The organism is Bradyrhizobium sp. 4 (assembly GCF_023100905.1).
Lineage (GTDB): Bacteria > Pseudomonadota > Alphaproteobacteria > Rhizobiales > Xanthobacteraceae > Bradyrhizobium.
On the sequence record NZ_CP064686.1, the window covers coordinates 3,319,399 to 3,345,929 of the forward strand.

Consider the following 26,531-nt stretch of genomic DNA (forward strand, 5'->3'; position numbering starts at 1 on the left):
GCTCGCAATGACGGTGTGGCTATCAGTGATTATCCCGCGCCACGCCAAATGTGCCGGCGACGTTCTGGTAGCGCGTGGCGAGCTCCATGCAGGCACCGGTCGACTGCTGTCCAACGGTGTTGCGATAAAGCTCCTGCCACGGCGTCTGGTTCGGCGGATGCTTGAAGCCGCCATTGGCCTTGAGCTCGGCATGGCGCTTCTTCACCTCGTCGTCGGAGATGAGAATGTTGGCGCTGCCCTTGTTCAGATCGACGCGCACCTTGTCGCCGTTCCTGAGGATCGCGAGCCCGCCATTGGCGGCGGCTTCCGGCGAAGCATTGAGGATCGAAGGCGAGCCCGAGGTGCCCGACTGCCGGCCGTCGCCGATGCAGGGCAGGGACATGATGCCGCGTTTGATCAGCGCCGCTGGCGGCTGCATGTTCACGACCTCGGCGCCGCCGGGATAGCCGATCGGGCCGGTGCCGCGGATGAACAGCACGCAGCGCTCGTCGATCTTGAGCGAGGGGTCGTCGATCCGCTCGTGATAGTCCTCAGGCCCCTCGAACACGACGGCGCGGCCCTCGAAGGCATTGAGATCGGTCGGATTGCTAAGGTAGCGATCGCGGAATTCCTTGGAGATCACGCTGGTCTTCATGATCGCGGAATCGAACAGATTGCCCTTCAGCACCAGGAAGCCGGCGTCCTTCACCAGCGGCTTGTCGTAAGCCCAGATCACGTCGTTGTCCGGCTTTGGCGCATTGGCGCAGTTCTCGCCGATGCCGCGGCCGTTGACCGTGACAGCGTTCTCGTGGATCCGCTTGTGCTTCATCAATTCGCGCACCACGGCCGGCACGCCGCCGGCGCGGTGGAATTCCTCGCCGAGATAGAAGCCGGCCGGCTGCATGTTGACCAGCAGCGGCACGTCGTGACCGACCTTCTGCCAGTCGTCGATCGAGAGCTCGACGCCGATGTGGCGCGCCAGCGCGTTGATGTGGATCGGCGCGTTGGTCGAGCCACCGATTGCGGAGTTGATCACGATGCAGTTCTCGAACGCCTCGCGGGTCAGGATGTCCGAAGGCTTGAGGTCTTCCCAGACCATGTCGACAATACGCTTTCCCGTCTCGTAGGCGATCTGGCCGCGCTCGCGATAGGGAGCGGGGATCGCCGCACAGCCCGGCAGGGAAAAGCCGAGCGCTTCCGCGAGCCCGTTCATGGTGGAGGCGGTGCCCATGGTGTTGCAATGGCCGACCGAGGGCGCCGATGACGCCACGATCTCCATGAACTCTTCATAGTCGATCTCGCCGGCGGCGAGCCGCTCGCGCGATTTCCAGACGATGGTGCCGGAGCCTGTGCGCTCGCCATTGTGCCAGCCGTTCAGCATCGGCCCGCCCGACAGCACGATCGCGGGCAGGTTGACGGTCGCCGCCGCCATCATGCAGGCCGGCGTAGTCTTGTCACAGCCGGTGGTCAGCACCACGCCGTCGAGCGGGTAGCCGTAGAGGATCTCGACGAGGCCGAGATAAGCGAGGTTGCGGTCGAGCGCCGCGGTCGGGCGCTTGCCAGTCTCCTGGATCGGATGGGTCGGGAATTCCATCGCAATGCCGCCGGCCTCGCGGATGCCTTCGCGGACGCGATGGGCAAGCTCGATATGGTGGCGGTTGCAGGGGGAGAGGTCGTTGCCGGTCTGTGCGATGCCGATGATCGGCTTGCCGGACTGGAGCTCGGCGCGGGTGAGACCGTAGTTCAGATAGCGCTCCATATAGAGCGCGGTCATGCCCGGATTATGCGGATTGTTGAACCATTCCTGCGAGCGGAGGTGGCGGCGAGCGCCGTTGCCGGCGGGGGCATGCCCATTGGTTGGTTTTTTTGTCATTGGTTTCTCCTGCAATGCAAACGCACTGGCGTCCGTTCTATGGTATCGGCTTGTGCGATGCCCAACGGCGCGAGCGACGATTTGCCTGCCCGCTGGCGGGTCGTTTCCTCACAAATCCGATACTAGTCATGGCCACTTGGTAACGCTACCATTTTGTTCGCAGCGCCCGCGCCTGAAGCGGCTGGCCGGTTGTCCGACCGCCGGGCCAACGAGCTTTGCCGCTCGATCACCTTGAAGCCGAGATCGAGCACCGGATGCTCCGGGCGCCGTCCGTCGATCGCGTCGATCAGCATGCTGGCGGCCGTGTTGCCCATCTCGTAGCGGTTGGTGCGCACGCTCGTGAGAGTTGGGACGGCGGAGGCCATGAATTCGAGATCGTTGAAGCCCACGATCGCGATCTGTTCGGGGATGGCGATCTCGCGGCGCCTGCATTCGAACAGCACACCCAGCGCGAGGTCGTCATTGGCGCAGAACACCGCGTCCATGCCGGGCTCCCGCGCCAGGAGATCGGTGAACAGGGCGCCTCCGAGCGTTACCGAGGTCGGAGTCGCCGTCGTGACGACGAGGCGTTGCTCGAACAGTCCGGCGTCCTTCATGGCCGAGACATATCCGTCGAGCCGCCGCTGCACCCGCGGATCCATCCGCGCGCCGACGAAGCCGATCTTGCGGTGACCTTGCGCGAACAGATGCGCAACCGCCGCACGGGCTGCGTCATAGTGCGAAAAGCCGATCATCATGTCGACCGGATTGGGTCCGATCTCCATGATTTGCACGATCGGGCAGTCGGCGGCATCGAGCATCGCGCGCGATTCCGTGGTCTGGTCGATGCCGGTGACGATCAGCCCGGCCGGCTTCTGCGCAAGAAACAGGCGCAGCAGCTTCTCCTCCTGGAGAATACTGTAGCGTGTGTTGGACAGCTGGATCGAGTAACGGCTGTTTTCGGAGGCGTCGTAGATGCCGCGCAACACGTCGGAGAACACATTATTGGTTAGTGACGGAATCAAGACACCGATCACCTCGGTGCGCTGCGAGGCCAACGCGCGTGCCGCCAGGTTCGGCACATAGCCGAGCTCTCTGGCCGCGCTCTCGACCCGGGTCCTCTTGGCGACCGACAGCGCCTCGGGATTGCGGAAGAAGCGGGACGCCGTGATCGGGCTTACGCCAGCGAGCTCGGCGACTTCCGCCAGCCGGATTTTCCCTGACTTGGTGCGGTTTCGACCCATTTGCTGCTCTTAACACAGCCACTGTCGCAAACAAAGGAACGTTGACAGCGCTACCAGCACAGACTAACCAAAGACAAATTGCCAAAACCGCACAAACTGCCGACAATGGCGCCCGTAAGGTTGGGCTTCGTTCGGTGAAGTCTGAAAAAACAAGACGGTCGCGGCGCGAGATGCGTCGTGGACTTTCGAGGAGGGAGCTAGATGTCGTCTGTGCAAATCCGCGACGTGCGGAAATCGTTCGGCAATTTTGAAGTCCTGCACGGCGTTTCGATTCCGATCGAGGACGGCCAGTTCGTCGTCCTGGTTGGTCCCTCCGGCTGCGGCAAGTCGACGCTTCTGCGCATGCTCGCCGGTCTCGAGAACATCACCTCAGGCACGATCTCGATCGGCGACCGGGTCGTCAACAATGTCCAGCCCAAGGAGCGGGACATTGCGATGGTGTTCCAGAACTACGCGCTCTATCCGCATATGACGGTCGGCGAGAACATGGGCTTCTCGATGAAGCTGCGGGGCGAGAGCACCGAAGAGATCAACAAACGCGTCAAGCGCGCCGCCGAGATCCTTGCGCTGTCGCCGCTGCTCGAACGCTATCCCCGCCAGCTCTCCGGCGGGCAGCGCCAGCGCGTCGCCATGGGCCGCGCCATCGTGCGCGATCCGCAGGTGTTCCTGTTCGACGAGCCCTTGTCGAACCTCGACGCCAAGCTGCGCGTCGCGATGCGCACCGAGATCAAGGAGCTGCACCAGCGGCTGAAGACCACGACGGTCTACGTCACCCACGATCAGATCGAGGCCATGACCATGGCCGACAAGATCGTCGTTATGCACGATGGCATCGTCGAGCAGATGGGTACGCCGCTCGAGCTCTACGACAAGCCCGAGAACCAGTTCGTCGCCGGCTTTATCGGCTCGCCGTCCATGAACTTCCTGAAAGGTCATGTGCGCGTTAACGGCGTTGCGACCTTCGAGGGGCCGAATGGCGTCAAGCTGCCGCTCAGGAACGCGCCGGCGGCATCCGACGGGCGTCCTGTCGTTTACGGCGTGCGTCCCGAGCATTTCACCATCGCTGACGACGGTGCCGATGCCGAGATCGTGGTGGTCGAACCGACCGGCTCGGAAACGCAGGTGTTTGCGAAGCTCGGCGGTGAGCAGGTCGTCGCGGTCTTCCGCGAACGTCACCAGTTCAATCCGGGTGACAAGGTCAAGCTGAAGCCCGATCCCTCCGTGATTCATCTGTTCGACGAGGCGACGGGCAAACGCGTGTAGCGACGCCAAAGAACTGCCCAAGCAGAACTGCCCAATACAAGACGACCCAATACAAATATAAAATTTAGGGAGAGAACGATGAGCGATTTCGACAGGCGAAGTGTGCTTAAAGTCGGTCTGGGCGGCGCGGCCCTGCTGGCCGGCCCGGGTATCGTCCCGGTGCGCGCGGCGGAGTGGACCAACACGCCCGAGCCGAACGCCTCCATCCGCGTGCTGCGCTGGAAGCAGTTCATTCAGGCCGAGTTCGACAAATTTGCCGAGCAGACCAAGGCGTTCTCCGAGAAGACCGGCGTCAAGATCAAGCTCGAGGCCGAGAGCTGGGAGGACATCCGTCCCAAAGCCGCGGTCGCCGCCAATGTCGGCGCCGGTCCTGACCTGATCATCGGAACGCTCGATGATCCCCACAAATTCCCGGAAAAGCTGATCGACATGACTGACGTCGCCGACTATCTCGGCGCGCAGTATGGTGGCTGGTACCCGGTTGCCGAGCGCTACGGCAAGAAGGGCAACAGCTGGATCGCCATTCCGCAGGGCGCGACCGGCGGCTGCCTGAACTACCGCGTCAGCCACGTGAAGGCCGCCGGCTTCGATGAATTCCCCAAGGACACTGCCGGCTTCCTCAAGCTCTGCCAGGCGCTGAAGAAGAACAACACGCCGGCCGGCTTCGCGCTCGGCCACGCCACGGGCGACGCCAACGGCTGGTGCCAGTGGGCGCTGTGGGCCTTCGGCGGCAAGGTCGTCAACGACAAGAACGAGGTCGTGATCGACTCGCCGGAGACGATCGCCGCGCTCGAATACGTCAAGCAGCTCTACGAGACCTTCATCCCCGGCGTGCTGTCGTGGAATGACTCGAACAACAACAAGGCGTTCCTCAACGGCGAGCTCAGCCTGACGCTGAACGGCATCTCGATCTGGACCGTCGGAAAGAACTCGACCGATCCGAAGCAGCAGGAAATCGCCAAGGACATGAACCACGCGCCGATGCCGATCGGTCCCGTGGGCGTGTCGACCGAGCAGCAGAACGTGCTCGTCTATTATGGTTACAAGCACTCGAAGTATCCGAAGGCCGTCAAGGAATACATCAAGTTCATGATGGACAAGGCGAACTACGACGCCTGGGAGGTCTCCTCCAACGGCTACGTGTCGCCGCCGCTTCCGGCCTACAACGACAACCCGGTGTGGACGTCGGATCCGAAGATCACGCCGTATCGCGACTGCCTGAAGCGCTGCCGCGACAACGGCTATGCCGGCGATCTCGGCTATGCCTCGGCCGCCGTGATGGGCGACTTCGTCGTCGTCGACATGTTCGCCGAAGCCGCGTCAGGCTCCGTGACGCCGAAGGCGGCAGCCGCACGCGCAGCCGAGCGCGCCAAGCGCTACTACCAGGTCTGATCAGCTCCAATCTACGCGGCGTCCGGTTCGCCGGACGCCGCGACTTTTCGTCGAGGGGAATCCGACATGGCAGTTATGGCCGAGTCCGTTGCCGCGCAGGTCAAGCGCAGCAGCTTGTGGACCAGAGCATTCGAGAGCCGGAATTTCCTCGGCGCGATGTTCATGGTGCCGGCGATCGCCATCCTCATCCTGTTTCTGGCTTACCCGCTGGCGCTGGGCTTCTGGCTCGGCATGACCGACACCAAGATCGGTGGCGCCGGGCGCTACATCGGCTTCCAGAATTTCGTCTCGCTGGCGAAGGACTCGGTGTTCTGGCTTTCGGTGTTCAACACCATCTTCTACACGGTCGCCGCCAGCGCGGTGAAATTCGCCATCGGCCTCTATTTGGCGCTGCTGCTCAACGAACGGCTGCCGATGAAGTCGATGGTCCGCGCCATCGTCCTGTTGCCCTTCGTCGTGCCGACGGTGCTCTCTGCGATCGCGTTCTGGTGGATCTATGACAGCCAGTTCTCGATCATCTCCTGGGTGTTGATCAAGGCCGGCTTGATAACACGCTATATCGACTTCCTCGGCGATCCCTGGAATGCGCGCTGGTCGGTCGTCGCCGCCAATATCTGGCGCGGCGTGCCCTTCGTGGCGATCACGCTGCTGGCGGGATTACAGACCATCTCGCCCTCGCTCTATGAGGCCGCCAATCTCGACGGCGCCACCAATCTGCAGCGCTTCCGCCACATCACGCTGCCGATGCTGTCGCCGATCATCGCGGTCGTGATGACGTTCTCGGTGCTGATGACCTTCACCGACTTCCAGCTCATCTACACCATCACGCGGGGCGGGCCGATCAACTCCACCCATCTGATGGCGACGCTGTCGTTCCAGCGTGCCATCACCGGCGGCAATCTGGGCGAGGGCGCGGCGATCTCGAACGCGATGATTCCGTTCCTGGTCGCGGCGATCCTGCTCAGCTTCTTTGGGCTTCAGCGTTCCCGCTGGCAGCAGGGCGGGAGGGACTGACCATGACCACGGCAGACGACCAAAGCGTCGGAATGGACTACCTCGAGAGCTTCCCGCGGAAGTTTTTTCGGGTCTACCTTCCGCTCGGCCTGATCATCTTCTTCCTGCTGTTCCCGTTCTACTGGATGGCGGTCGCGACGTTCAAGCCGGACGCGGAAATGTACGACTACGAAAAGTACAATCCGTTCTGGATCGTGCATCCGACGCTGGAGCACATCAAGAAGCTGTTCTTCGACACCGACTATCCGCTCTGGATGTGGAACACCGTGATCGTCTCGGTGTCCTCGACCTTCATTTCGCTGTTCGCCAGCGTCTGCGCCGCCTATGCGATCGAACGCCTTCGCTACAAGGGCTCGCGCTATGTCGGCCTTGCGATCTTCCTCGGCTATCTTGTGCCGCCCTCGATCCTGTTCATTCCGCTGGCGGCGATCGTGTTTCAGCTCGGCCTGTTCGACGGCAATCTGGCGCTGATCCTGACCTATCCGACCTTCCTGATCCCGTTCTGCACCTGGCTCCTGATGGGCTATTTCCGCACCATCCCCTATGAGCTGGAGGAGTGTGCGCTGATCGACGGGGCGACGAGGCTGCAGATTCTGATGAAGATCACGCTGCCGCTTTCGCTGCCGGGCGTGATCTCGGCGGGCATCTTCGCCTTCACGTTGTCCTGGAACGAGTTCATCTACGCGCTGACCTTCATCTCCTCGTCCGAGAACAAGACGATCCCCGTCGGCGCGATCACCGAGCTCGTCAATGGCGACGTCTATCATTGGGGTGCGCTGATGGCGGCGGCTCTGACCGGCTCGGTTCCCGTAGTTATCCTTTATTCCTTCTTCGTGGAGTATTATGTGTCGGCGATGACCGGCGCCGTGAAGGAATGATCGCGGGGCCTGCCTTGAGAGCGCACCGGGACGAATCGCCAAGGGCGGCGCGTTCCGGCCAATAAGAAGGAGTAGGCTCTTGCACATTCTGGTTCTGGGCGCCGCCGGCATGGTTGGCCGCAAATTGTGTGAACGGCTGTTGCGCGACGGCCGGCTCGGCAAGAGCGACATCACCAAGCTGACCATGCATGACGTGGTCGAGCCGAAGACGCCGGAAAAGGCCGGTTTTGCCGTCGAGACCGTGTCGAGCGATTTTGCCGTCCCGGGTGCGGCCGAAAAGCTGATCGCCGGCCGTCCGGACGTGATCTTTCATCTCGCCGCGATCGTCTCGGGCGAAGCCGAGCTCGATTTCGACAAGGGCTACCGCATCAATCTCGACGGCACGCGGATGCTGCTCGATGCCGTCAGGGTCGCAGGCGGCGGCTACAAGCCGCGCGTGGTCTTCACGTCCTCGATTGCGGTGTTCGGCGCGCCGTTCCCCGATGCGATCGGCGACGAGTTCTTCCACACGCCGCTTCTGAGCTACGGTACGCAGAAGGCGATCGGCGAATTGCTGCTGGCCGACTATTCCCGCCGCGGCTTCCTCGATGGCATCGGCATCCGCCTGCCGACCATCTGCATTCGGCCCGGCCTGCCCAACAAGGCGGCATCGGGCTTCTTCTCCAACATCCTGCGGGAGCCGCTGGCCGGCAAGGAAGCGGTCCTTCCGGTGTCCGAGGACGTCCGCCATTGGCATGCCACGCCGCGCTCCGCCGTCGGCTTCCTGCTGCATGCGGGCACCATGGACCTCGCCGCGGTGGGGCCGCGCCGCAATTTGACCATGCCGGGCCTGTCGGCGACGGTTGGCGAGCAGATCGCTGCGCTGAAACGCGTCGCCGGCGACAAGGTCGCCGCCCGCATCAAGCGGGAGCCCGATCCCTTCATCGTCGGCATCGTCGGTGGCTGGCCGCGCAACTTCAATGCAAAGCGGTCGCTCGAACTCGGCTTCACCACCGCCGAAAAGACTTTCGACGACATCATCCGCATTCACATCGAAGACGAGCTCGGCGGCAATTTCGTCGCGTGATCTCTGACTGAGCGGGTAAAGTGATGGCGAGCGTTGCTTGCATCGGCGAATGCATGGTCGAGCTCCGGCAGGCCCAGGGTGGACAATCCGCCGGACATTCCAGCGTGCAGGGCGGGGGCCTCTACTCGCGTGGATTCGGCGGCGACACTCTCAACACGGCCGTGTACCTCGCGCGGCTCGAGGTTAAGGTCGACTATCTCACGGCGCTTGGCGACGATGCCCTGAGCGATGAGATGATCGCAGCCTGGACTGCGGAGGGCGTCGGCACGAGGCGCGTCGCGCGGCTGCCGGGCAAGCTGCCCGGCCTCTACATGATCCAGCTGGACGCGAAGGGCGAGCGCCAGTTCTTCCACTGGCGCGACAGTGCGGCGGCGCGCCAGCTGATGAATCTGCCGGAGACGGACGATCTCCTCAACTCCCTGATGAGCTACGACATCATCTATCTCTCTGCCATCACGCTCTCGATCTACGACGCGGCCGGGCGCGAGCGTCTGTTCGCGGCGATCAAGCGCGCGCGCCTGCTCGGCACCCGCTTCGTGTTCGACACCAATTTCCGCGCGCGGGGATGGCCGGATCGCGACGTCGCGCGCGAGGTGTTTTCAGCCGCCTTCGCGGCTGCCGACATCGTGCTGACCTCGACCGAGGATCTGCTCGCTCTCTATCCCGGCGAAAGCCACGAGCAGTTGATGGCGCGCATCCCGACCCCCGAGCTGGTGTTCCGGCTCGCCGAGCCGGTCAGCCTGCTGCGCTTTCCCGGGGGCCCCTACGAGGTCCGCGCCGAGCCCATGACCAAACCCGTGGTCGACACCACCGCGGCCGGCGACAGCTTTGCGGCGGCCTATATCGCGGCGCGGCTCGCCGGTTCCGACCCGGTCGACGCCGCCCAGGCCGGGCACCGCCTCGCCAGCCTCGTGATCTGCTATTCCGGCGCCATCATTCCGGGTTATGCCATGCCGCCGAAGAAACGGCACCGGCCGGCGACGACGCGTCAAGCGACCAAGTGAAACGAAAGCCAAGATGACCACCACTGCCCAGCAGAACCACCTCGCCGCGCTGTTCAAGGCCGCGACCGTCATTCCCGTCCTCACCATCGAGCGTATCCAGGATGCTGTGCCGCTGGCGCGTGCGCTGGTGGCCGGCGGCGTCCGTACGCTGGAGGTGACCATGCGTACCCCTGTTGCGATCGAGGCTGCGAGGGCGATGATGGCCGAGGTGCCCGAGGCGGTGGTCGGCATCGGCACGATTCTCAATCCGGCTGACTTTACGCGTGTCGAGAAGCTCGGCGTCGCCTTCGGCATCAGCCCGGGCTTGACCCCGGACCTGTTGAAGGCCGCCACCCATAGCTCCTTGCCGTTTGCGCCGGGTATCGCCACGGCGTCCGAACTGATGATGGCGCTATCCTACGGCTTCGACATTGCAAAATTTTTCCCGGCCGAGCAGGCCGGCGGCATCAAGGGGCTGCGTTCGCTGGGTGGGCCGTTCCCGAACGTGCGGTTCTGCCCGACCGGGGGGGTCGGCGAGGCCAATGCGGCGACCTGGCTCGCGGAGCCCAATGTGGTCGCGGTCGGCGGTTCCTGGCTGTGCCCGACGGCGGAGATCAGGGCCGGGAACTGGGCCGGCATAACTGCCATCTGCCAGCGCACCCTCCAGGCCCTTAAACCCGCGTGAAGTCTTGCCATCCCTGGGCTAAGACTTAGGTCAGCAAGAGACCGCCAGGGAGATAGACCATGACCGCCAGCATCGTCGGATGGGCGCATACGCCGTTCGGCAAGTTCGACACCGAGACCGTGGAAAGCCTCGTGGTGAAGGTCGCCAATGAGGCGCTGGCGGATGCCGGCATTTCGGCTGGCGATGTCGACGAGATCGTGCTCGGCCATTTCAACGCCGGCTTCTCGCCCCAGGATTTTACCGCCTCGCTGGTGCTCCAGGCCGACCCGAAGCTGCGCTTCAAGCCGGCGACCCGGGTCGAGAACGCCTGCGCCACCGGCTCCGCCGCCGTCCATCAGGGCGTGCGCGCGATCGCGGCCGGCGCGGCCAGGATTGTCCTCGTCGTCGGGGTCGAACAGATGACGCGCACGCCGGGGCCGGAGATCGGCAAGAACCTGCTCAAGGCGTCCTATCTGCCTGAGGACGGCGACACCGTCGGCGGCTTCGCCGGCGTGTTCGGCAAGATCGCCAGCTCCTATTTCCAGAAATACGGCGACCAGTCCGATGCACTGGCGCTGATCGCGGCCAAGAACCACAAGAACGGCGTCGCCAATCCCTTCGCCCAGATGCGCAAGGACTTTGGCTTCGAGTTCTGCCGCGCCGAGAGCGAGAAGAACCCCTACGTTGCCGGCCCCCTGAAGCGCACCGACTGCTCGCTGGTCTCAGACGGTGCCGCTGCCCTGGTGCTGGCCGACGCGGAAACCGCCAAGGGCATGAGCAAGTCGATCGGCTTCCGCGCCACCGCGCACGCCCAGGATTTCCTGCCGATGTCCAAGCGCGACATCCTCCAGTTCGAGGGCTGCACGGTCGCCTGGCAGCGCGCGCTGGAGAAGGCGGGCGTTACACTGTCCGATCTTTCCTTCGTCGAGACCCATGACTGCTTCACCGTCGCCGAGCTGATCGAGTACGAAGCGATGGGCCTGACGCCGAGGGGGCAGGGCGCCCGTGCCATCAAGGAAGGTTGGACGCTCAAGGACGGCAAGCTGCCGGTCAATCCGTCCGGCGGCCTGAAGGCCAAGGGCCATCCGATCGGCGCCACCGGCGTCTCCATGCACGTGATGACCGCGATGCAGCTCGCCGGGCAAGCGCCGGAGGGCATGCAGCTCAAGAATGCAAAGCTCGGCGGCATCTTCAACATGGGTGGTGCGGCGGTCGCCAACTACGTCTCCGTGCTGGAGCCGTTGAAGTAAGCCCCGATCTCGTAGGGTGCGCAAAGGCGCGCAAGCGCCGTGCCCACCATCTTGTTTGCGCTAGATCATGGTGGGCACGCTTCACTTTGCCCACCCTACGGCACTGATTGATTCGCGGGACATGCATCATGAGCAATGACTACGAAGATTCGCTGTCGATGGACGCACTCAACGATCGCATCGCGATTCTCGAGGACAATATCCGCCAGCTCATCGAGCAGGCCGCGGCCGCCTCGGGTGAGCAGAACGAGTCGCGGATCGCGGACCGCATCAACCAGCAGAATGAGGAGCTCGACCGTCTCCTCAAGATTCGCGAATCCCGTCAGAAGAAATAGCGGCCCTTCGCCGCCGGCGCATGCGGCCATACGCCGGTCGCCCTTGCGCACGCGACGCCGCTGCCGTTAGCTGGACCGAAATCGCAGGGCTCATCTGAGCCCGCGCAATCGGGAGCGAACGATGGGACCGCTGAAGGGCATCAAGGTCGTCGACATGACCACCGTGCTGATGGGTCCCTATGCGACCCAGATGCTCGGCGACTACGGCGCAGACGTCATCAAGGTGGAATCTCTGGACGGCGACGTCACCCGCCTGATCGGTCCGATGCGGCACGCCGGCATGGGCCCGGTGTTCCTCAACACCAACCGCAGCAAGCGCTCGATCTGCCTCGACCTGAAGAAACCCGCCGGCCGCGGGGCCGTGCTGCGCTTGCTGAAAGATGCCGACGTTCTCGTCTACAACGTCCGCCCGCAGGCAATGGCGCGGCTTCAACTGGGCTATGACGTTGTTGCCAAGATCAATCCGCGTTTGGTCTATGCCGGCGTGTTCGGCTTCGGCCAGGACGGGCCGTATGCTGCAAAACCCGCCTATGACGATCTGATCCAGGGCGCCACCGCGCTGCCGGCTCTGATGGCGCAGACCGGTGACGGCGTGCCGCGCTATGTGCCGAACGCACTGGTCGATCGCATTGTCGGCCTTACCGCCGTCGGCGCGATCTGCGCCAGCCTCGTGCACCGCGACCGCACCGGACGCGGTCAGCGCGTCGACATCCCGATGTTCGAGACCATGGCCGGCTTCGTCATGGGCGACCACATGGGCGGGCTCACCTACGAGCCCCCGCTGGACAAAGGCGGTTACGCCCGCCATCTCTCGCGCGACCGCCGGCCCTACAAGACGTCGGACGGCTATCTCAGCGTCATCGTCTACAACGACAAGCAGTGGGAGAACTTCTTCAAGGCGACGGGACGCGACGATCTGCGGGCCGACGCGATGTTCGCGACATTCGCCGGCCGCGCCGCCAATATCGACGTGGTCTACGCCGAGCTCGCGCGCATCTTCGAGACGCGTTCCACAACGGAATGGATCGACCTGCTCACCAAGGCCGACGTGCCTGTGATGCCGATGCACGATCTCGCGTCGATGCTGCACGATGAGCATCTGGAGGCGACCGGCTTTTTCCCGGTGGTGAACCATCCAACTGAAGGGCCGATCCGGAGTATGAGGGTGACGGCGACCTGGTCGGAGACCGAAGCCGAACCGGTGCGGCTCGCGCCGCAGCTGAACGAGCACGGCGCGGAAATCCTCCGTGAGGTCGGCTACTCCGCGGACGAGATCGACGCCATGGTCCGCGATGGCGTCACCCGTTCGCCGCCCCGTAATGACGATGCACAGGTGCGTCCGTGAGCTTCATCACCGGTGTCGGCCTCACGCCTTTCGGCAAGCACGAAGGTTCGTCCTCGCTCGACCTGATGAGCAGGGCCGCGCAGGCCGCGCTCGACGACGCCGGGCTCGAGCGCGCCGACATCGACGGCATCCTCTGTGGCTACTCCACCGTCTCGCCGCACATCATGCTGGCGACCGTCTTTGCCGAGCATTTCGGCATCCGTCCCAGTTACGCCCACGCCGTCCAGGTCGGGGGCGCGACCGGCCTCGCGATGACCATGCTGGCGCATCACCTCGTCGAGGCTGCAGTCGCCCGCAACGTGCTCGTGGTCGCCGGTGAGAACCGTCTCACCGGACAGAGCCGCGATGCCTCGATCCAGGCGTTGGCGCAGGTCGGCCATCCCGACTACGAGGTGCCGCTCGGCCCGACCATTCCCGCCTACTACGGTCTGGTCGCCAACAGATACATGCACGAATACGGCGTGACGGAAGAAGATCTCGCCGAATTCGCCGTGCTGATGCGCGCCCACGCCTGCACCCATCCCGGTGCGCAATTCCGCGATTCCATCACTGTTGGCGACGTCATGGCCTCGAAGCCGGTGGCGATGCCGCTGAAGCTGCTCGATTGCTGCCCGGTGTCCGACGGCGGCGCCGCCTTCGTCATCAGCCGCGAGCGGACCGGAGAGGCCGGCGTGCGCATTCGCGGCTGTGCCCAGGCTCATACCCATCAGCACGTCACTGCAGCGCCCGCCCTAAGCGAACTCGGCGCCGAGATCTCCGTCGCCCGCGCCAGGGAGGCCACCGGCCTCGCGATTTCCCACGTGCGCTACGCGGCGATCTACGACAGCTTTACGATCACGCTCGCGATGCTGCTGGAAGACCTTGGCCTTGCTGGCCGGGGCGAGGCAGCCGCACGCGTGCGCGCCGGCCATTTCAGCCGCGACGGCGCGATGCCGCTGAACACCCATGGCGGCCTGCTCAGCTACGGTCATTGCGGCGTCGGTGGCGCCATGGCGCATCTGGTGGAAACGCATCTGCAGATGACGGGGCGAGCGGCGAATCGTCAGGTGCGCGACGCCTCGATCGCGCTGCTGCACGGCGACGGCGGCGTGCTGTCGTCTCACGTCAGCATGTTCCTGGAGCGGGTGCGATGAGCGAGCGTCTAGCCGACTGGACCAAGGGCGAACAGGCCGTCATTTATCAGACCTGCACCGCATGCGGCCATGTGCAGTATTTTCGTCGCGCCTTCTGCGCGGCCTGCGGCGCGTCCGATTCGCGCGAGCAGCGCGCCAGCGGCAAGGGCAGGGTCTACGCGACGTCGCTGGTCTGCCGCGCCGCCACGCCCGAGACGCGCGCGCACGTGCCTTACAACATCCTGCTGGTCGATTGCGCCGAGGGTTTTCGCATGATGGCGCATGGTGAGAATGATCTCGCCATCGGCGATGAGGTCAGCGCGAGCTTCAAACGGTTCGCCGGCAAGCTGGTGCCGTTCTTCGCCAAAGACGGATAGTGAAATTGGATGTAGCCCTGATTGCGCTGCGCTCCATCTGGGCTACTGCAGCAACGCAAGCGGTGGGATCCGTCATTCGGGGGCGGTCCTGAGAGACCGAGCCTGGAACGGGAATTCTGGGCCTGGCCTGTGCGAGGGCCACCCCGGAATGACGAAAGCACTCACCCGACTCTTAACTAGCGCCCGTAGAACAGGATGCTGGCGATGACGAGCATCGCCATCACCGCCAGCATATGCGCGAACGCTTCCGAGGCCGCCCCCTTGGTGGCTTCCTTCATGCCGTATTCTCCCTAGACTTGGGCGTGACTCATCGATGCGCGGTTAGCGCCCAACGGCCAATTGTTTTTACTCGGAACACCCCTTGCGAGTATCCGCCGCGATCAAGTCCCCACGCGGCGAATATCGACTGTACCAAGGTCGTTCAGCAATGCGGCGGCATTTTGACTCGATGTTGTTGCTCCTGCGGACGCGCAAGAATACAGTTTCGTGGAACTTTCGCCGCTAACGACAAAAAGCATCAAAGGCTTAGGGAAAAACTTCAGGAAAATCATGGCCCGTATCAACTACAGCGACCCATCCCAAGCATCCGACCGCACCCGCGAAATCCTCGACAAGAATCGCAATGCCAACATCTTCCGCATGATGTCGCATTCGCCGAGCTACTTTGAGCAATACTGCCGCCTCGGCGGTGCCATCCGCCACAAGGGCGAACTCGATCCGATCGTGCGCGAGCTCGCGATCACTCGCACTGGCATCCTGTGCGAGGCGCCGTATGAGATCGTCGCGCACAAGCGTATCGGCAAGAATGTCGGCGTCACCGACGAGCAGAATGAGGCGCTCGAGAACTGGCAGACCGCGAGCTGTTTCGACGAGACGCAACGCGCCGCGCTCGCGTTCACCGACGAGATCGTGAAGCTGAACAAGCCGACGGATGCGATCTTCAAGGCGATCGCGGCGAAGTTGACGCCAGCCGCGCTCGTCGAGCTGCAGCTCTCGGTCGGATTCTACATCATGACGTCAAAGTTTCTGGAGACCTTTGAGATCGACCTTCAGCCGGTCACCGAAGTGGTAGGCTGATCGAGCAATTGCTGTGAGGGACGCTCATGACGATCGATGAATATGCCGCCTGGGCTGCAACGATTGCGAAAGTCGATGAGCGTCCGTCCAACGAACGGCTGTCCTATCTAGGGCTCGGCCTCGCCGGCGAATCCGGCGAAGTCGCCGACCACATCAAGAAGCTGCTCCGCGATGACTGGCTCGACCAGGCGGGCCTCGTCGAAGAGCTGGGTGATGTCATCTATTACTGGGCATGCCTGTGCGTGGCGACCGGCCAGCAGCCATCCGAGCTGCTCAAGACCAGTGCCGCAAAGATCAAGCGGCGGATCAGCGAGGCGGCGAGCCGCTAGGCCGCTCAGGTCGACGTCAGGATATCCACCCTGGCGTTGGCGACGATCAGGCGGTCGGCGAGAAGCTGCGCAAGATTGCGCATGATGCGTTCGCTGGCGTGCGGGTGCTGCTTGCGGAAGCGTTCGAACGCTTTCAGAGGCGCCTCGAACGCGGTCGCCGCCATATCCGCGAACACGTCGGCGGAGCGAGTGGTCTCGATCAGCGCCATCTCGCCGAACGCCATGCCGGCGGTGAGTGTTGCGAGCCGTACTCCGTCGGGCAGGGTGACATGCACCGCGCCGCTGCGCAGGAAGAAAAGGGAATCGGCTGCGGCGCCCGTGGTGAGGATTTTCGCGCCAGACTGATAGGTCCGGATCGTGCAGATCGAGGCGAGGTCGGTCAGCTCTTCCTCGCTCATGCCGGCCAGCAGCGGCTGCTCGGCAAGTTCGGTGGTCTCGTGGAAATCGATCGAGCCTCCGTACCGATAGATGATCTGGTCTTCGGCCCATTCGATCGCGGTGTCGAGCAAATAGAAGTCGCGGACGTTCTTGAGCTCGGCGGTCCATTCCCGCAGGCTGTCCCATTCCTTGGAGGCACGCCTGACGCCTGACAGCACGACGGTCACATTCAGCACCGCGAGTTCCTCGAACGCCTCGGCCACCAACCGCGCTCCGGCGCGTGTGGTGGAGGTGACGCGGTGGAGATCGCAGATCACGAATTGCGGCCGCGGCCGCCCCGCAAGCCGGCGCGAGACATAGTCGACCGCCGACAGCGACAGCGTGCCGACCAGCTCGATGATCCGCACCTCCTGCTCGTGGGCTGCGAGAATATCGCGCTCCTGCGGGCGGCGCACGCGCCGCGACGGACTCTTGCCGATGTCGTAATCGGCGATGACGGCGTTGCGCGCGTCGTCGCTCCGGTTGAGCATGTGCAAATCGTAATGCGAGGACAGCGCCTCGCACACCTTGATGCCGCGCACGCTGTTGCCGTGCTTGTCGAGTCTTGGCGAATAGCTGCCGAGCCCGAGGCGAGCGGGGAGGGCGGCGAGAATTCCGCCGCCGACGCCACTCTTGGCGGGGATGCCGATCCGGTAGATCCATTCGCCGGCATAGTCGTACATGCCCGACGACGTCATCACCGAGAGCGTGCGCGAGATCGCGTAAGGCGTCAGCACCTGCTCGCCGGTAACCGGGTTGACGCCGCGGTTGGCGAGCGTTGCCGCCATCACCGCGATGTCGCGCGCGGTGACCAGTACCGCGCATTGCCGGAAATAGACGTCGAGCACGGCGGCGACATCGTCCGAGATCACCGCATTGGTCTTGAGGAGATAGCCGATGGCGCGATTGCGGTCGCCGGTCTGGCTTTCGGAAGCGTAGACGGCCTCGTCGACGGCGAGGTCGCGGCCGGCAAAACGACCGAGCGCGAGGCGAATGTGCTCGAAAGCGTCCCGACCCTTGCTGTCGTGGATCAGCCCGGTGCAGGCGATCGCGCCGGCATTGACCATCGGGTTGAACGGATGGTTGTCCGAGTTGAGCCGGATCGAGTTGAAAGGATCGCCGGAGGGCTCGACGCCGATCGCGCTCTCGACCCTGTTTGCGCCGAGCAGGTCCAGCGCCAGTGCGAACACGAACGGCTTTGACATCGACTGGATGGTGAAGGGTACCCTGGAGTCGCCGACCTCGTAGACATGACCGTCCAGGGTCGCGAGGCTGATGCCGAAACAAGCAGGATCGGCCTTGCCGAGCTCGGGAATGTAGTCGGCGACGGCGCCCGAGGTCTCCGCCGAGAATTCGTTGAGGCAATTGTCCAGAAACCGCAGCAAAGGCGGCTTCGAACGGGTCCATGCGGTGGCGAGAGGCGAAAGCGGTTTCATCGCCTCTCTTTGTGCAACGCAATCAGGGCACGCGCAACCCGTTCGGCACCATGGTCTGCCGCCGGACCAGCAGCAGGGCGAGCAAAACCGTGGGGACGAGGATGGCGAGGCCGAGCAGCGTCACCTGCATCTGCGACAGCGGCATGATGCCGCCGCCGGGGGTGGCCACCACAAACCCGCCGATCACCAGCAGCACGCGGATCGGCCATTCCAGGGCACCGGCGCTGCGGAGATCGCCGACGAAGGGCTGGTAGCCCTGGATGCCGCCGCAGATGAACAGCGTGCCGAACGCCGCGAGCGCCATCAGCCCGAGACCGGCGAGATAGGGGCTCGGTCCCTGCAGCACCAGCGCCGGATTGAGCACGAAGAAGAACGGGATGAAATAGATGATGCTGCCGACCCACATCGATTCCCAGCCCGTCTTCATCGCCGGCGAGCCGGCAATACCTGCGGCCGCGAATGACGCGATCGCAACTGGCGGGGTGATCGACGACAACATGCCCCAGTAGAAGATGAACATGTGCACGGCCATCTTGTTCAGCCCGAGCTTCTCCAGCGCCGGTGCGACCAGGATGGCGAGGAAGATGTAACAGGCCGTCGTGGTCAACCCGAGGCCGAGGATCAGGCTGGTGAGGGCGCACATGCCGAGCAGCAGGAACGGATTGTCACCGGCAATGCGCAGCAGATCGTTGGCGAGGCTCGACACCACGCCGGTCATCGAGAAGGCGCCGATCAGTAGGCCGCAGCCCGCGAGGATGCCGACAAGCTCGACGAAGGTGCGCCCGTTGACCTCGAGGAATTTGCCGATGGTCGCCACAGTCCAGCGCGTGTCCTTCGAGAACAACTGGTTGAGGACCAGAAGCAGTGCTGTGGCGTAGAATGGCGCATGGCTCTCGCGCTTGAAGTAGAGCAGCATGACGATCAGCAGCGCGATCACGAAGACGTAGTACCAGCCGTCCCGGATCGTATCCATGACCCGCGGCAGCTCCGCGCGCGGAATACCCTTCAGCCCGTGTCGTGCGGCGTAAGAATCGACCTGCATGAACAGACCGATGTAATAGAGCGCGGCCGGAATGGTGGCGGCGATCGCGACATCGGCGTAGCTGACATTGAGGAATTGCGCGATCACGAAGGCGGTCGCGCCCATCACCGGCGGCGCCAGCACCGCGCCGGTCGAGGCACAGGCCTCGATCGCGCCGGCATAAGATGCGCGAAAGCCGCTCTTCTTCATCACCGGAATGGTCATGGTGCCGGCGGTGAGCACGTTGGAGATGATCGAGCCCGACATCATGCCGAGCAGGCCGCTAGCGAAGATGCAGACCTTTGCCGCGCCGCCGCGGAAGGTGCCGCACAGCGCGAAGGCGAGATTGATGAAGAACTTTCCGGCGCCGGTCATCATCAGCGCGGTGCCAAACACCAGGAAGCCGATCACGGTGTCGGCAAACGCCTGGATGGGAATGCCGAGCAGGCTTTCGCCCGACAGCACGTGATAGGCGGTCGCTTGCTCCAGCGTCGACTGCGTGCCGCGGAACGGCCCGAGCCAGCTGGATTCTGCGAACAGCGGATAGACGGTGAAGGGGAGCACGCTCAGTAGCAGGCTCCAGCCGCCGGTCCGGCGCAGCGCCTCCATCAGCATCACCCACATCACGAGACCCGCGGCTGTCACGCTGTTCGGCGCGCCGCCGAATTCCCAGCCGGCCTCCGCGGCCTTGCGCACGTTCGACATCAACACAAGCGCTGCGGCAAAAGTCACGACGAAGCAGAGGAGATCATACCAGGGAATGCGGTCGAGCGGCGCGCGTGCGGTCCCCGGGAAGATCAGGAACGTGAACGGCAGCATCAGGGCGATCAGGAGATAGAAGTACTCCGTGTTGAGCTGGGTGTAGCCGACGAAGAAGCGCAGCGAGAATTGCTGGTTGATGCAGAGCAGGACGGTCGCGGCGGTCGCGACGACGAGCATCCAGCGCCACGCGCCGGGCAAGCTTCGGACGCGCGTGACCTCCGCTTCCTGCATGTTGCCGGCGGCGCCATGCGGATCGTCGAACACGATCCGCTTGGCCTCGTCCTGCGCGGCGGTAGAGACTGAAGCAGACGACATGATCGACCCCGCGCGTGGGCAATAAACGCTGAGAACTAATCCTCGAACCCGTTCGGCATGTCGGTCTTCGCAAGGGCTGTGGCACGCGCCTTCATCCAGCCGTCGAGGAACGCCTTGTCATCCGCAGGCGGGTTGGACTTTCCGTAGTCGGTCCACGCTGCGCCAAGCACCTCCTGGCGCTTGATCAGTCTGTTGTTGTGAGCGTCCTGCGCGTCGCTCCATTGCCCGGCTTCCTTCAGCGCCTTTACCGCGCCGGGATGCACCGGCACCACCCAGTTCTTGGTCTGGCGATCGGCCGCAAGCCCGCCGGCGCCGGGCGCGGCGTCCTTGTAGGAATCGTAGTTCACGATCATGGCTTTGGTGATCGCATAGACCTGGTCGGGGGCTTGCGAGGCGTAGGCGACGAAAATCGGGTAGGGGTAGTTACCGAGCTCGATCGGTTTGTCCGGCGAGATGCCGGCGCCGCAGGTCGCGGTCTGCGGGAAAAAGAATGAGCCGACCTTCTGCATCCGCGCCCAGCCTTCCTTGTCCTTGGCGGGCAGCGGCGGCCAGATCAGGCCGCGCGGCGAGGTCTCGGCTTCCTTGGCGGGGCCGGTGATGGTGGTGCCGAAGGCCGCGTCGGTGTCGTTGTTGATCAGGCCCTTCCACATCGCGCCGTAGCTTGCGAACTCGACGACCCTGACGTCCTTCTGCGTCAGGCCGGCGAAGGCGAGCACCGCGAGCGAGTTCTGGTTCAGCGCCGGCGAGCCGACGACGAATCCGACGCGCTTGCCCTTGAGATCCTTCAGCTCCTTCACGCCTGTATCCGCAGCCACGCCGAGCGTGCCGCAATTGCAGTCGACGGATGAGAGCAGGATCTGGAGCGGTTGCGGGCCCCACTCCCTGGAGCCGAACTCGAACACGCCTTCCTGCGCGAAATAGGTCCCCGATCCCATCGCCGCGGAGACCGCACGCTTGGCGCGCAGCGGCGCCAGACGCGCGACGTCGTTGCCTGCGGGGAGCACGCGCACGTCGGTCGAATGTTTGTCCTTCATCATCTTGCCGACGCCGACCGCGATGTTGAAGCCGGCGGTGCCGGTGTCATAGGCGGTGAACGTCAATGTCGCCGGTAGCTTGATGTCTTCGGCGAATGCATAGCGTGTAGACGCAAAAGAAAGGCCCGCCACCAAGGCAGGCGCGAGCACGATCAGCCCACGAAGCATGTTTCCCTCCAATGATCCTCGCGTTTGCCGCGACGATTTTCTTTCTTTGTTTGAAACAGGTTTTGTTTGAAACGGATCATGTCATCGCGATCAAGCAATGGCAACGCCGTACCGCGAACGCAGCAATGAGGCTGACAGATTGTCGCGGAAAAGACGGAGAATGCAGTCAGTTCGCAACGATCGCGATCGCCTGTCCCTCGGCAACGACGTCGTCGATCTTCACCAGGATAGATGTGATCTCGCCGCTCACAGGAGAAAGCACAGGTATCTCCATCTTCATCGCTTCGACCAGCACAATCTCATCACCATCCGCAACGGTTCCTCCAACTTGCACGGGAGTTGAGCAGATGCGACCCGCGATCTCCGTGACGATCTTAATCTCTGGCATGCCATCGCCTTCTTCTTGTGGTCGCAAAATGCCTGAGGTAGTTTCTTCTGCAAGCGGAATTTAATTCCGCACAGCGGAACAAGCGGTAGGGATCATGGGACGACGTTCAGAGCGGTTGAGTAGACAAGGTGCGCTCGCCGGCGATGCCGGTGAGGGTGATGTCATCCAAGTGGTGTCGCGCGCGTTCGACGTGTTGCGATGCTTCGAGGGCCACGATAGCAGGCTCGGCAATCTCGAAATTTCAAACCGCTGCGGCCTGCCGCGCTCGACCGTGTCGCGGCTCACGCACACGCTGACGCGAATGGGTCAGCTGGTCTATCTGCCGCGCGATCAGAAATATCGCATCGGGCCGAGCGCGGTGGCGATGAGCGCCTCGATGATGAAGGGCGCGCAGCTGCGCAGCATGATTCGCCAGCGGCTTCAGGAAGTCGCCGAGCAACTGCCCGGCACGGTTGGTTTCGTGGTCCCCGATCGCTTCCATCTGGTCTATCTCCAGTTTGCGCGCTCGGCCTCGGCACTCGGCCTGCACGAGGGCACCGGCAGCCGCATCTCGATGGCCTCCACTGCTGCGGGCGCAGCCTACACCGCGGCATTGGCGCCCGAGGTCGGCGATGCCTTCCTCGCGGACATGGAGCGGGAAGCTCCCGAGGCTGCGAAAATCCTGCGGCCCCGCATCGAGGCCAACCGGCAGTCGCTGCATGAGCGCGGCTATGTCGTGGCCTGCGGCTTGTGGAGCCCGCACATCAACGGGCTCGCGGTGCCGATCTGGTCGCCGCAGTATCAGACGTTTGTGGTGATCACGATCGGTCTTCTGTCGTCGATGTATAACGAGCAGCGTCTGCATGCCGAAGTCGCCCCGTTGATGGTCGCGCTCGGCCGCTCGCTCGGCAGCCTGATGGACGGCGCGGAGGGCGACGTATTCAACGCCCGCATCCCGCGCAAACCGGTCGCCATGGCCGTGCACAACAATAACAAGCCGATCAATTCGGAGGGAGTGAATGAACTGGAAGTCGGAACTCGACGAGCTCGCCCGGCGCGAAGCCTTCGCGCGGGAGATGGGCGGCGTTGACAAGGTCAAGCGTCAGCATGACCAGGGCCGACTGACTGTTCGGGAACGTATCGACAGACTGACCGACAAAGGCAGCTTTCACGAAATCGGTGCCGTCTCCGGCGTCGGCGAGTACGATTCCAGCGGCGAGTTGCAGAAATTGACGCCGGCGAACTGCGTGTTCGGCCGTGCCCGCGTCGAAGGCCGCACCGTCGTCGTGGTCGGCGACGACTTCACCGTGCGCGGCGGCTCGGCGGACGCTTCCATCTCCGCAAAGCCGCTGATGGCGGAGGAGATGGCGCATGATCTCCGCCTGCCCATCGTCCGCATCATCGAAGGCTCCGGCGGCGGCGGCTCGGTCAAGACCATCGAGACCAAGGGCGCGGCGAACTTGCCGGGTGGCATCGGCGGCACACGCTGGTATCGCTTCACAACGGAGAACTTGTCGCGCGTGCCCGTGGTCGCGCTCGGCCTCGGCTCGGTCGCAGGGCTCGGTGCCGCGCGTCTTGCCGCCAGCCACTATTCCATCATGACCCGGAAGTCCGCGATGTTCGTCGCAGGTCCGCCGGTGGTGAAGGCGCTGGGGCAGGACCTCTCGAAGGAAGAGCTCGGCGGCGCCGACATCCAGACCCGCGCCGGCGCGGTCGATCATGCCGTCGACACCGAGGAGGAGGCCTTTGCCTGCGCGCGGCGATTCCTGTCCTATCTGCCGTCGTCGGTTGACGGGCTGCCGCCGACCTTGCCCTGCACCGACAATCCGGAGCGCACCGAAGAGGCGCTGATGAGCGCGGTCCCGCGCAACCGCAAGCAGGTCTACAAGATACGGCCGATCGTCGAACAGGTCGTGGACAAAGGTTCGTTTTTCGAGGTCGGCAAGAATTTCGGCAAGCCGATCATCGTCGGCCTCGCGCGGCTCGAGGGCAGGGCGGTGATGGTACTCGCCAGCGACAGCTTTCACTATGGCGGCTCCTGGACGGCGGATGCCTGCCAGAAGGTGGTGCGCTGGGTCGACTTCGCAGAGACCTTCCATTTGCCGATCGTCTATCTCATGGACTGCCCCGGCTTCATGATCGGGCTCGATGCGGAGAAGGCGGGCACCATCCGCCATGGCGTTCGCGCCATGGCCGCGGTCAACCAGACCACGGTGCCCTGGTGCACGGTGATCCTGCGCAATGCCTTCGGCGTCGCCGGCGTGGTGCATCAGCCCGCCGACCGATTCTCGATCCGCTACGCCTGGCCGTCGGCCTATTGGGGCTCGCTCCCGCTCGAAGGCGGCATCGAAGCCGCCTACCGTGCGGACATCGACGCGGCTGAGGACAAGGCGGAGAAACTGAAAGAGATCGAGGACCGCCTCAACAAGCTGCGCTCGCCGTTCCGCTCCGCCGAAAAGTTCTGGGTGGAGGAGATCATCGATCCCAGGAAGACGCGGTCGCTGCTGTGCGAGTTCGCGCGGCTGGCGGAGCCATTGCGAAAGCCGGGGCCGCCGGGGAATTTTTCGATCAGGCCGTAGTTTCAGCCGTCACTGCGAGCCGCTGATGCCGACCTCTGCCCAATGCCAATTGAGCAAAATTGATCTATCGCAACGCCACGCGTCCGATTGTCTGCAAGCGTCTCGTTTGAAACGAGGGAGAGACGTCATGACAAATGCGGGTAACGCGCTGCTTTGGACGGCCATATTTTTCTGTCTGTCGTTTGCTTCAATTTTTGTAGTCTGGTTTGCCGAGCGGTTGCGCGCGGGCTTCGTGAGGAAGCCTTAAAGCCTCCGGGGTTCGCTACCTCATCACCTGCTGACCGGGCGGCGGATGCCTGCCGCTAGGCCGTGCCTTCGGGGTCGCCGGCATCTCTGCTCGCGCTTTGTCGCGGCAGCGATGACGTGACCTCAAAACAATTACGCGCTACGCTTCCCGGGCAAGAACAAGAGGAAGCGCCAATCGTGTACGACTTCATTATCGTGGGCGGCGGCTCGGCGGGGTCCGTGCTGGCCCACCGGCTCTCCGCGAGGAGCGCCAACAAGGTCCTGCTCTGCGAGGCTGGACAGGACACACCGCCCGGCGACGAGCCGGCCGAGATCAGGGACAGCTATCCGGGTACGGCCTATTTCGATCCGCGCTTCCACTGGACCGAGCTCAAGGTCACGACCCAGATCGTCAGTCACAACAATCCGGACGAAGGACGTCCGCCCTTACGCAAATACGAACAGGCGCGCGTACTCGGCGGTGGCTCCTCGATCAACGGCCAGATGGCCAACCGCGGCGCGCCGACCGACTACGACGAATGGGAAGCGCGCGGCGCTGCGGGGTGGAGCTGGAGCGACGTGCTGCCCTTCTTCAAAAAGGTCGAGCGCGACCTCGATTTCGACGGTCCGTATCATGGCAAGGACGGCCGGATCCCGGTTCGCCGGATCCCGCGGGAGCACTGGACGCGACATTCTCAGGCGTTCGCCGATGCCTTCCAACAGGCCGGCCACCAATACTTAGCCGACCAGAACGGCGAGTTCGTCGACGGGTTTTTCCCGGTGACGCACTCGAACCAGGCCGAGCAACGCGTCTCGGCCGCCATGGGCTATCTCGATCGTGATACGCGCAAGCGCGCCAATCTGACGATCTCCACCAACACGCAGGTCAGAGAGCTGCTGTTCGAAGGCACGCGATGCGTCGGCGTGAAGGCCGTGGTCGACGGACGGGAGCAGGAATTCCGCGGCCGCGAGATCATTCTCTCCAGCGGCGCCATCCATTCGCCGGCGCATCTGTTGCGCGCCGGCATCGGCCCAGTCGGACACCTCAAGGACATGGGCATTCCCGTGCTGATGGGGCTACAGGGCGTCGGCCAGCGCCTGATGGATCATCCCTCGATCTCGCTGTCGTCCTTTGTCCGCCGCGGAGCGCGGATGAACGAGCACACCAGGCGCCACATGCAGCTTGGCCTGCGTTATTCGTCCGGGCTCGAAGGCGTGCCGAAAGGCGACATGTTCGTCGTCCTGCTCAGCAAATCAGCCTGGCACGCCGTCGGTGAGCAGATCGGATCGCTGCTGACGTTCGTCAACAAGACCTATTCCGAGACAGGACAGGTCAAGCTTGCCTCGCGCGACCCGGCAGCCGAGCCGATCGTCGAGTTCAACCTGTTGTCCGACCGGCGCGACCTCGATCGCCTGATGAGCGGTTTCCGCAAGATGGCGGCCGTGCAGATGAGCGACGTCGTCAGGGCCGTGACGGACAAGCCATTCCCGGCCTCCTATACCGACCGCGTACGCAAGATCGGCGTGGTCAACACCAGGAACCGGATACTGACAAAAATCGCCGCGGCCCTGATGGACGGGCCGGCGGCGCTGCGCCACTACATGATCGACAATTTCGTGGTCGAGGGCTTCACCTTCGACGACGTCATCAACGACGACGAGGCGCTGGAAGCCTTCGTGCGCAAGGCGACCATCGGCGTGTGGCACGCCTCCTGCTCGTGCCGCATGGGCCGGGCCGACGATCCGATGGCGGTCGTCGATCCAGAGGGCCGCGTCAAAGGCGTGCAGGGCCTGCGCGTCGTCGACGCCTCGATCTTCCCGGTGGTGCCGTGTGCCAACACCAATTTTCCGGTCCTGATGTCGGCGGAGAAGATCGCGGCCGCGATCATGCATTGAGCCGGGGCGGTTTGCACCGTCCGCCGGGAAGCATGTCAATGAGCCCTTGCACGCTGAAATGATGCAGCCAAAACTGTTCCGCTGGGACAGGCTGAGGCCCATGCGCCCGCTGGCGGAACCGGGAACCGGCCTCGGGCGTTTCTTTGCCAAA

The 26,531-nt window shown here is 63.8% G+C and carries 24 protein-coding genes; 17 read left to right on the forward strand and 7 right to left on the reverse strand.

What is annotated here, in order from left to right; translation table 11 throughout:
* Nucleotides 1–22 precede the first annotated feature (22 nt).
* Together IVB45_RS15160 and IVB45_RS15165 are read right to left on the reverse strand one after the other, a co-directional pair.
* Complete coding sequence (locus IVB45_RS15160) at nucleotides 23–1,852, reverse strand: IlvD/Edd family dehydratase (RefSeq protein WP_247360477.1); 1,830 nt, start codon at nucleotides 1,850–1,852, stop codon at nucleotides 23–25.
* 122 nt (nucleotides 1,853–1,974) lie between these two features.
* Complete coding sequence (locus IVB45_RS15165; RefSeq protein WP_247360479.1) at nucleotides 1,975–3,075, reverse strand: LacI family DNA-binding transcriptional regulator; 1,101 nt, start codon at nucleotides 3,073–3,075, stop codon at nucleotides 1,975–1,977.
* A 201-nt stretch (nucleotides 3,076–3,276) separates the two neighbouring features.
* On the opposite strand from IVB45_RS15165, the gene ugpC reads away from it, so the two are divergent.
* From ugpC to IVB45_RS15225, 12 genes are all read left to right on the forward strand, one after another.
* Entirely contained in the window at nucleotides 3,277–4,338 is a 1,062-nt protein-coding gene (gene ugpC / locus IVB45_RS15170) for a sn-glycerol-3-phosphate ABC transporter ATP-binding protein UgpC (protein ID WP_007592328.1), read from the forward strand.
* A gap of 78 nt (nucleotides 4,339–4,416) precedes the next feature.
* A complete protein-coding gene (locus tag IVB45_RS15175) occupies nucleotides 4,417–5,730 on the forward strand; it encodes an ABC transporter substrate-binding protein (RefSeq protein ID WP_027517383.1) in 1,314 nt (437 codons plus the stop codon).
* A gap of 66 nt (nucleotides 5,731–5,796) precedes the next feature.
* A complete protein-coding gene (locus IVB45_RS15180; protein WP_247360480.1) occupies nucleotides 5,797–6,744 on the forward strand; it encodes a sugar ABC transporter permease in 948 nt (315 codons plus the stop codon).
* A gap of 2 nt (nucleotides 6,745–6,746) precedes the next feature.
* Nucleotides 6,747–7,622, forward strand: a complete 876-nt coding sequence (locus IVB45_RS15185) for a carbohydrate ABC transporter permease (RefSeq protein WP_007592322.1) — start codon at nucleotides 6,747–6,749, stop codon at nucleotides 7,620–7,622.
* A gap of 79 nt (nucleotides 7,623–7,701) precedes the next feature.
* Nucleotides 7,702–8,688 carry a D-erythronate dehydrogenase gene (denD, locus tag IVB45_RS15190; protein ID WP_247360482.1) on the forward strand — a complete coding sequence of 329 codons (987 nt, stop codon included), beginning with the start codon at nucleotides 7,702–7,704 and terminating at the stop codon, nucleotides 8,686–8,688.
* A gap of 23 nt (nucleotides 8,689–8,711) precedes the next feature.
* Entirely contained in the window at nucleotides 8,712–9,692 is a 981-nt protein-coding gene (locus tag IVB45_RS15195; RefSeq protein ID WP_247360484.1) for a sugar kinase, read from the forward strand.
* A 13-nt stretch (nucleotides 9,693–9,705) separates the two neighbouring features.
* Nucleotides 9,706–10,356, forward strand: a complete 651-nt coding sequence (eda, locus tag IVB45_RS15200) for a bifunctional 4-hydroxy-2-oxoglutarate aldolase/2-dehydro-3-deoxy-phosphogluconate aldolase (protein ID WP_204510940.1) — start codon at nucleotides 9,706–9,708, stop codon at nucleotides 10,354–10,356.
* A 59-nt stretch (nucleotides 10,357–10,415) separates the two neighbouring features.
* Nucleotides 10,416–11,585 (forward strand): acetyl-CoA acetyltransferase, encoded by a 1,170-nt coding sequence (locus IVB45_RS15205; RefSeq protein ID WP_027569542.1) that lies wholly within the window; start codon nucleotides 10,416–10,418, stop codon nucleotides 11,583–11,585.
* Nucleotides 11,586–11,713: 128 nt separating this feature from the next.
* The gene (locus IVB45_RS15210) at nucleotides 11,714–11,920 is read left to right on the forward strand and encodes a hypothetical protein (RefSeq protein ID WP_027517389.1); all 207 of its coding nucleotides are present in this window, start codon (nucleotides 11,714–11,716) and stop codon (nucleotides 11,918–11,920) included.
* A 121-nt stretch (nucleotides 11,921–12,041) separates the two neighbouring features.
* Nucleotides 12,042–13,265, forward strand: coding sequence for a CoA transferase (locus IVB45_RS15215; protein WP_247360486.1), 1,224 nt, complete (start codon nucleotides 12,042–12,044; stop codon nucleotides 13,263–13,265).
* The gene (locus IVB45_RS15220; RefSeq protein WP_247360487.1) at nucleotides 13,262–14,398 is read left to right on the forward strand and encodes a thiolase family protein; all 1,137 of its coding nucleotides are present in this window, start codon (nucleotides 13,262–13,264) and stop codon (nucleotides 14,396–14,398) included. The genes IVB45_RS15215 and IVB45_RS15220 overlap by 4 nt, the downstream gene beginning before the upstream one ends.
* Nucleotides 14,395–14,754, forward strand: a complete 360-nt coding sequence (locus tag IVB45_RS15225; RefSeq protein ID WP_247286567.1) for an OB-fold domain-containing protein — start codon at nucleotides 14,395–14,397, stop codon at nucleotides 14,752–14,754. Before IVB45_RS15220 ends, IVB45_RS15225 begins: the two co-directional genes overlap by 4 nt.
* A 380-nt stretch (nucleotides 14,755–15,134) precedes the next feature.
* Here the strand turns inward: IVB45_RS15225 and IVB45_RS15230 are convergent, their stop codons facing one another.
* A complete protein-coding gene (locus IVB45_RS15230) occupies nucleotides 15,135–15,305 on the reverse strand; it encodes a hypothetical protein (RefSeq protein ID WP_247286566.1) in 171 nt (56 codons plus the stop codon).
* On the opposite strand from IVB45_RS15230, the gene IVB45_RS15235 reads away from it, so the two are divergent.
* Complete coding sequence (locus IVB45_RS15235; protein ID WP_247360488.1) at nucleotides 15,304–15,831, forward strand: carboxymuconolactone decarboxylase family protein; 528 nt, start codon at nucleotides 15,304–15,306, stop codon at nucleotides 15,829–15,831. The genes IVB45_RS15230 and IVB45_RS15235 overlap by 2 nt on opposite strands.
* Nucleotides 15,832–15,857: 26 nt before the next feature.
* Nucleotides 15,858–16,160, forward strand: a complete 303-nt coding sequence (locus IVB45_RS15240; RefSeq protein ID WP_026233761.1) for a nucleoside triphosphate pyrophosphohydrolase family protein — start codon at nucleotides 15,858–15,860, stop codon at nucleotides 16,158–16,160.
* A 5-nt stretch (nucleotides 16,161–16,165) separates the two neighbouring features.
* Here IVB45_RS15240 and glsA read toward each other — a convergent pair whose 3' ends face one another.
* The 4 genes from glsA to IVB45_RS15260 form a co-directional block, all read right to left on the reverse strand.
* Nucleotides 16,166–18,013 (reverse strand): glutaminase A, encoded by a 1,848-nt coding sequence (glsA, locus tag IVB45_RS15245; protein WP_247360489.1) that lies wholly within the window; start codon nucleotides 18,011–18,013, stop codon nucleotides 16,166–16,168.
* A 22-nt stretch (nucleotides 18,014–18,035) separates the two neighbouring features.
* Nucleotides 18,036–20,111 carry a TRAP transporter permease gene (locus IVB45_RS15250; RefSeq protein WP_247360490.1) on the reverse strand — a complete coding sequence of 692 codons (2,076 nt, stop codon included), beginning with the start codon at nucleotides 20,109–20,111 and terminating at the stop codon, nucleotides 18,036–18,038.
* A gap of 35 nt (nucleotides 20,112–20,146) precedes the next feature.
* Entirely contained in the window at nucleotides 20,147–21,313 is a 1,167-nt protein-coding gene (locus IVB45_RS15255; RefSeq protein WP_247360491.1) for a TAXI family TRAP transporter solute-binding subunit, read from the reverse strand.
* Between the two features lie 166 nt (nucleotides 21,314–21,479).
* Nucleotides 21,480–21,701: an acetyl-CoA carboxylase biotin carboxyl carrier protein subunit gene (locus IVB45_RS15260; RefSeq protein WP_027569551.1), complete on the reverse strand. Its 222-nt coding sequence runs from the start codon at nucleotides 21,699–21,701 to the stop codon at nucleotides 21,480–21,482.
* Between the two features lie 94 nt (nucleotides 21,702–21,795).
* Between IVB45_RS15260 and IVB45_RS15265 the strand changes: the two genes are divergently transcribed.
* From IVB45_RS15265 to IVB45_RS15275, 3 genes are all read left to right on the forward strand, one after another.
* On the forward strand, nucleotides 21,796–22,770 hold the full coding sequence (locus tag IVB45_RS15265) for a helix-turn-helix domain-containing protein (RefSeq protein WP_027569552.1): 975 nt from the start codon (nucleotides 21,796–21,798) through the stop codon (nucleotides 22,768–22,770).
* Nucleotides 22,700–24,259 (forward strand): carboxyl transferase domain-containing protein, encoded by a 1,560-nt coding sequence (locus IVB45_RS15270; protein WP_247360492.1) that lies wholly within the window; start codon nucleotides 22,700–22,702, stop codon nucleotides 24,257–24,259. The genes IVB45_RS15265 and IVB45_RS15270 overlap by 71 nt, the downstream gene beginning before the upstream one ends.
* A 423-nt stretch (nucleotides 24,260–24,682) precedes the next feature.
* Nucleotides 24,683–26,380 (forward strand): GMC oxidoreductase, encoded by a 1,698-nt coding sequence (locus IVB45_RS15275; RefSeq protein WP_247360493.1) that lies wholly within the window; start codon nucleotides 24,683–24,685, stop codon nucleotides 26,378–26,380.
* The last annotated feature ends 151 nt before the right edge of the window (nucleotides 26,381–26,531 follow it).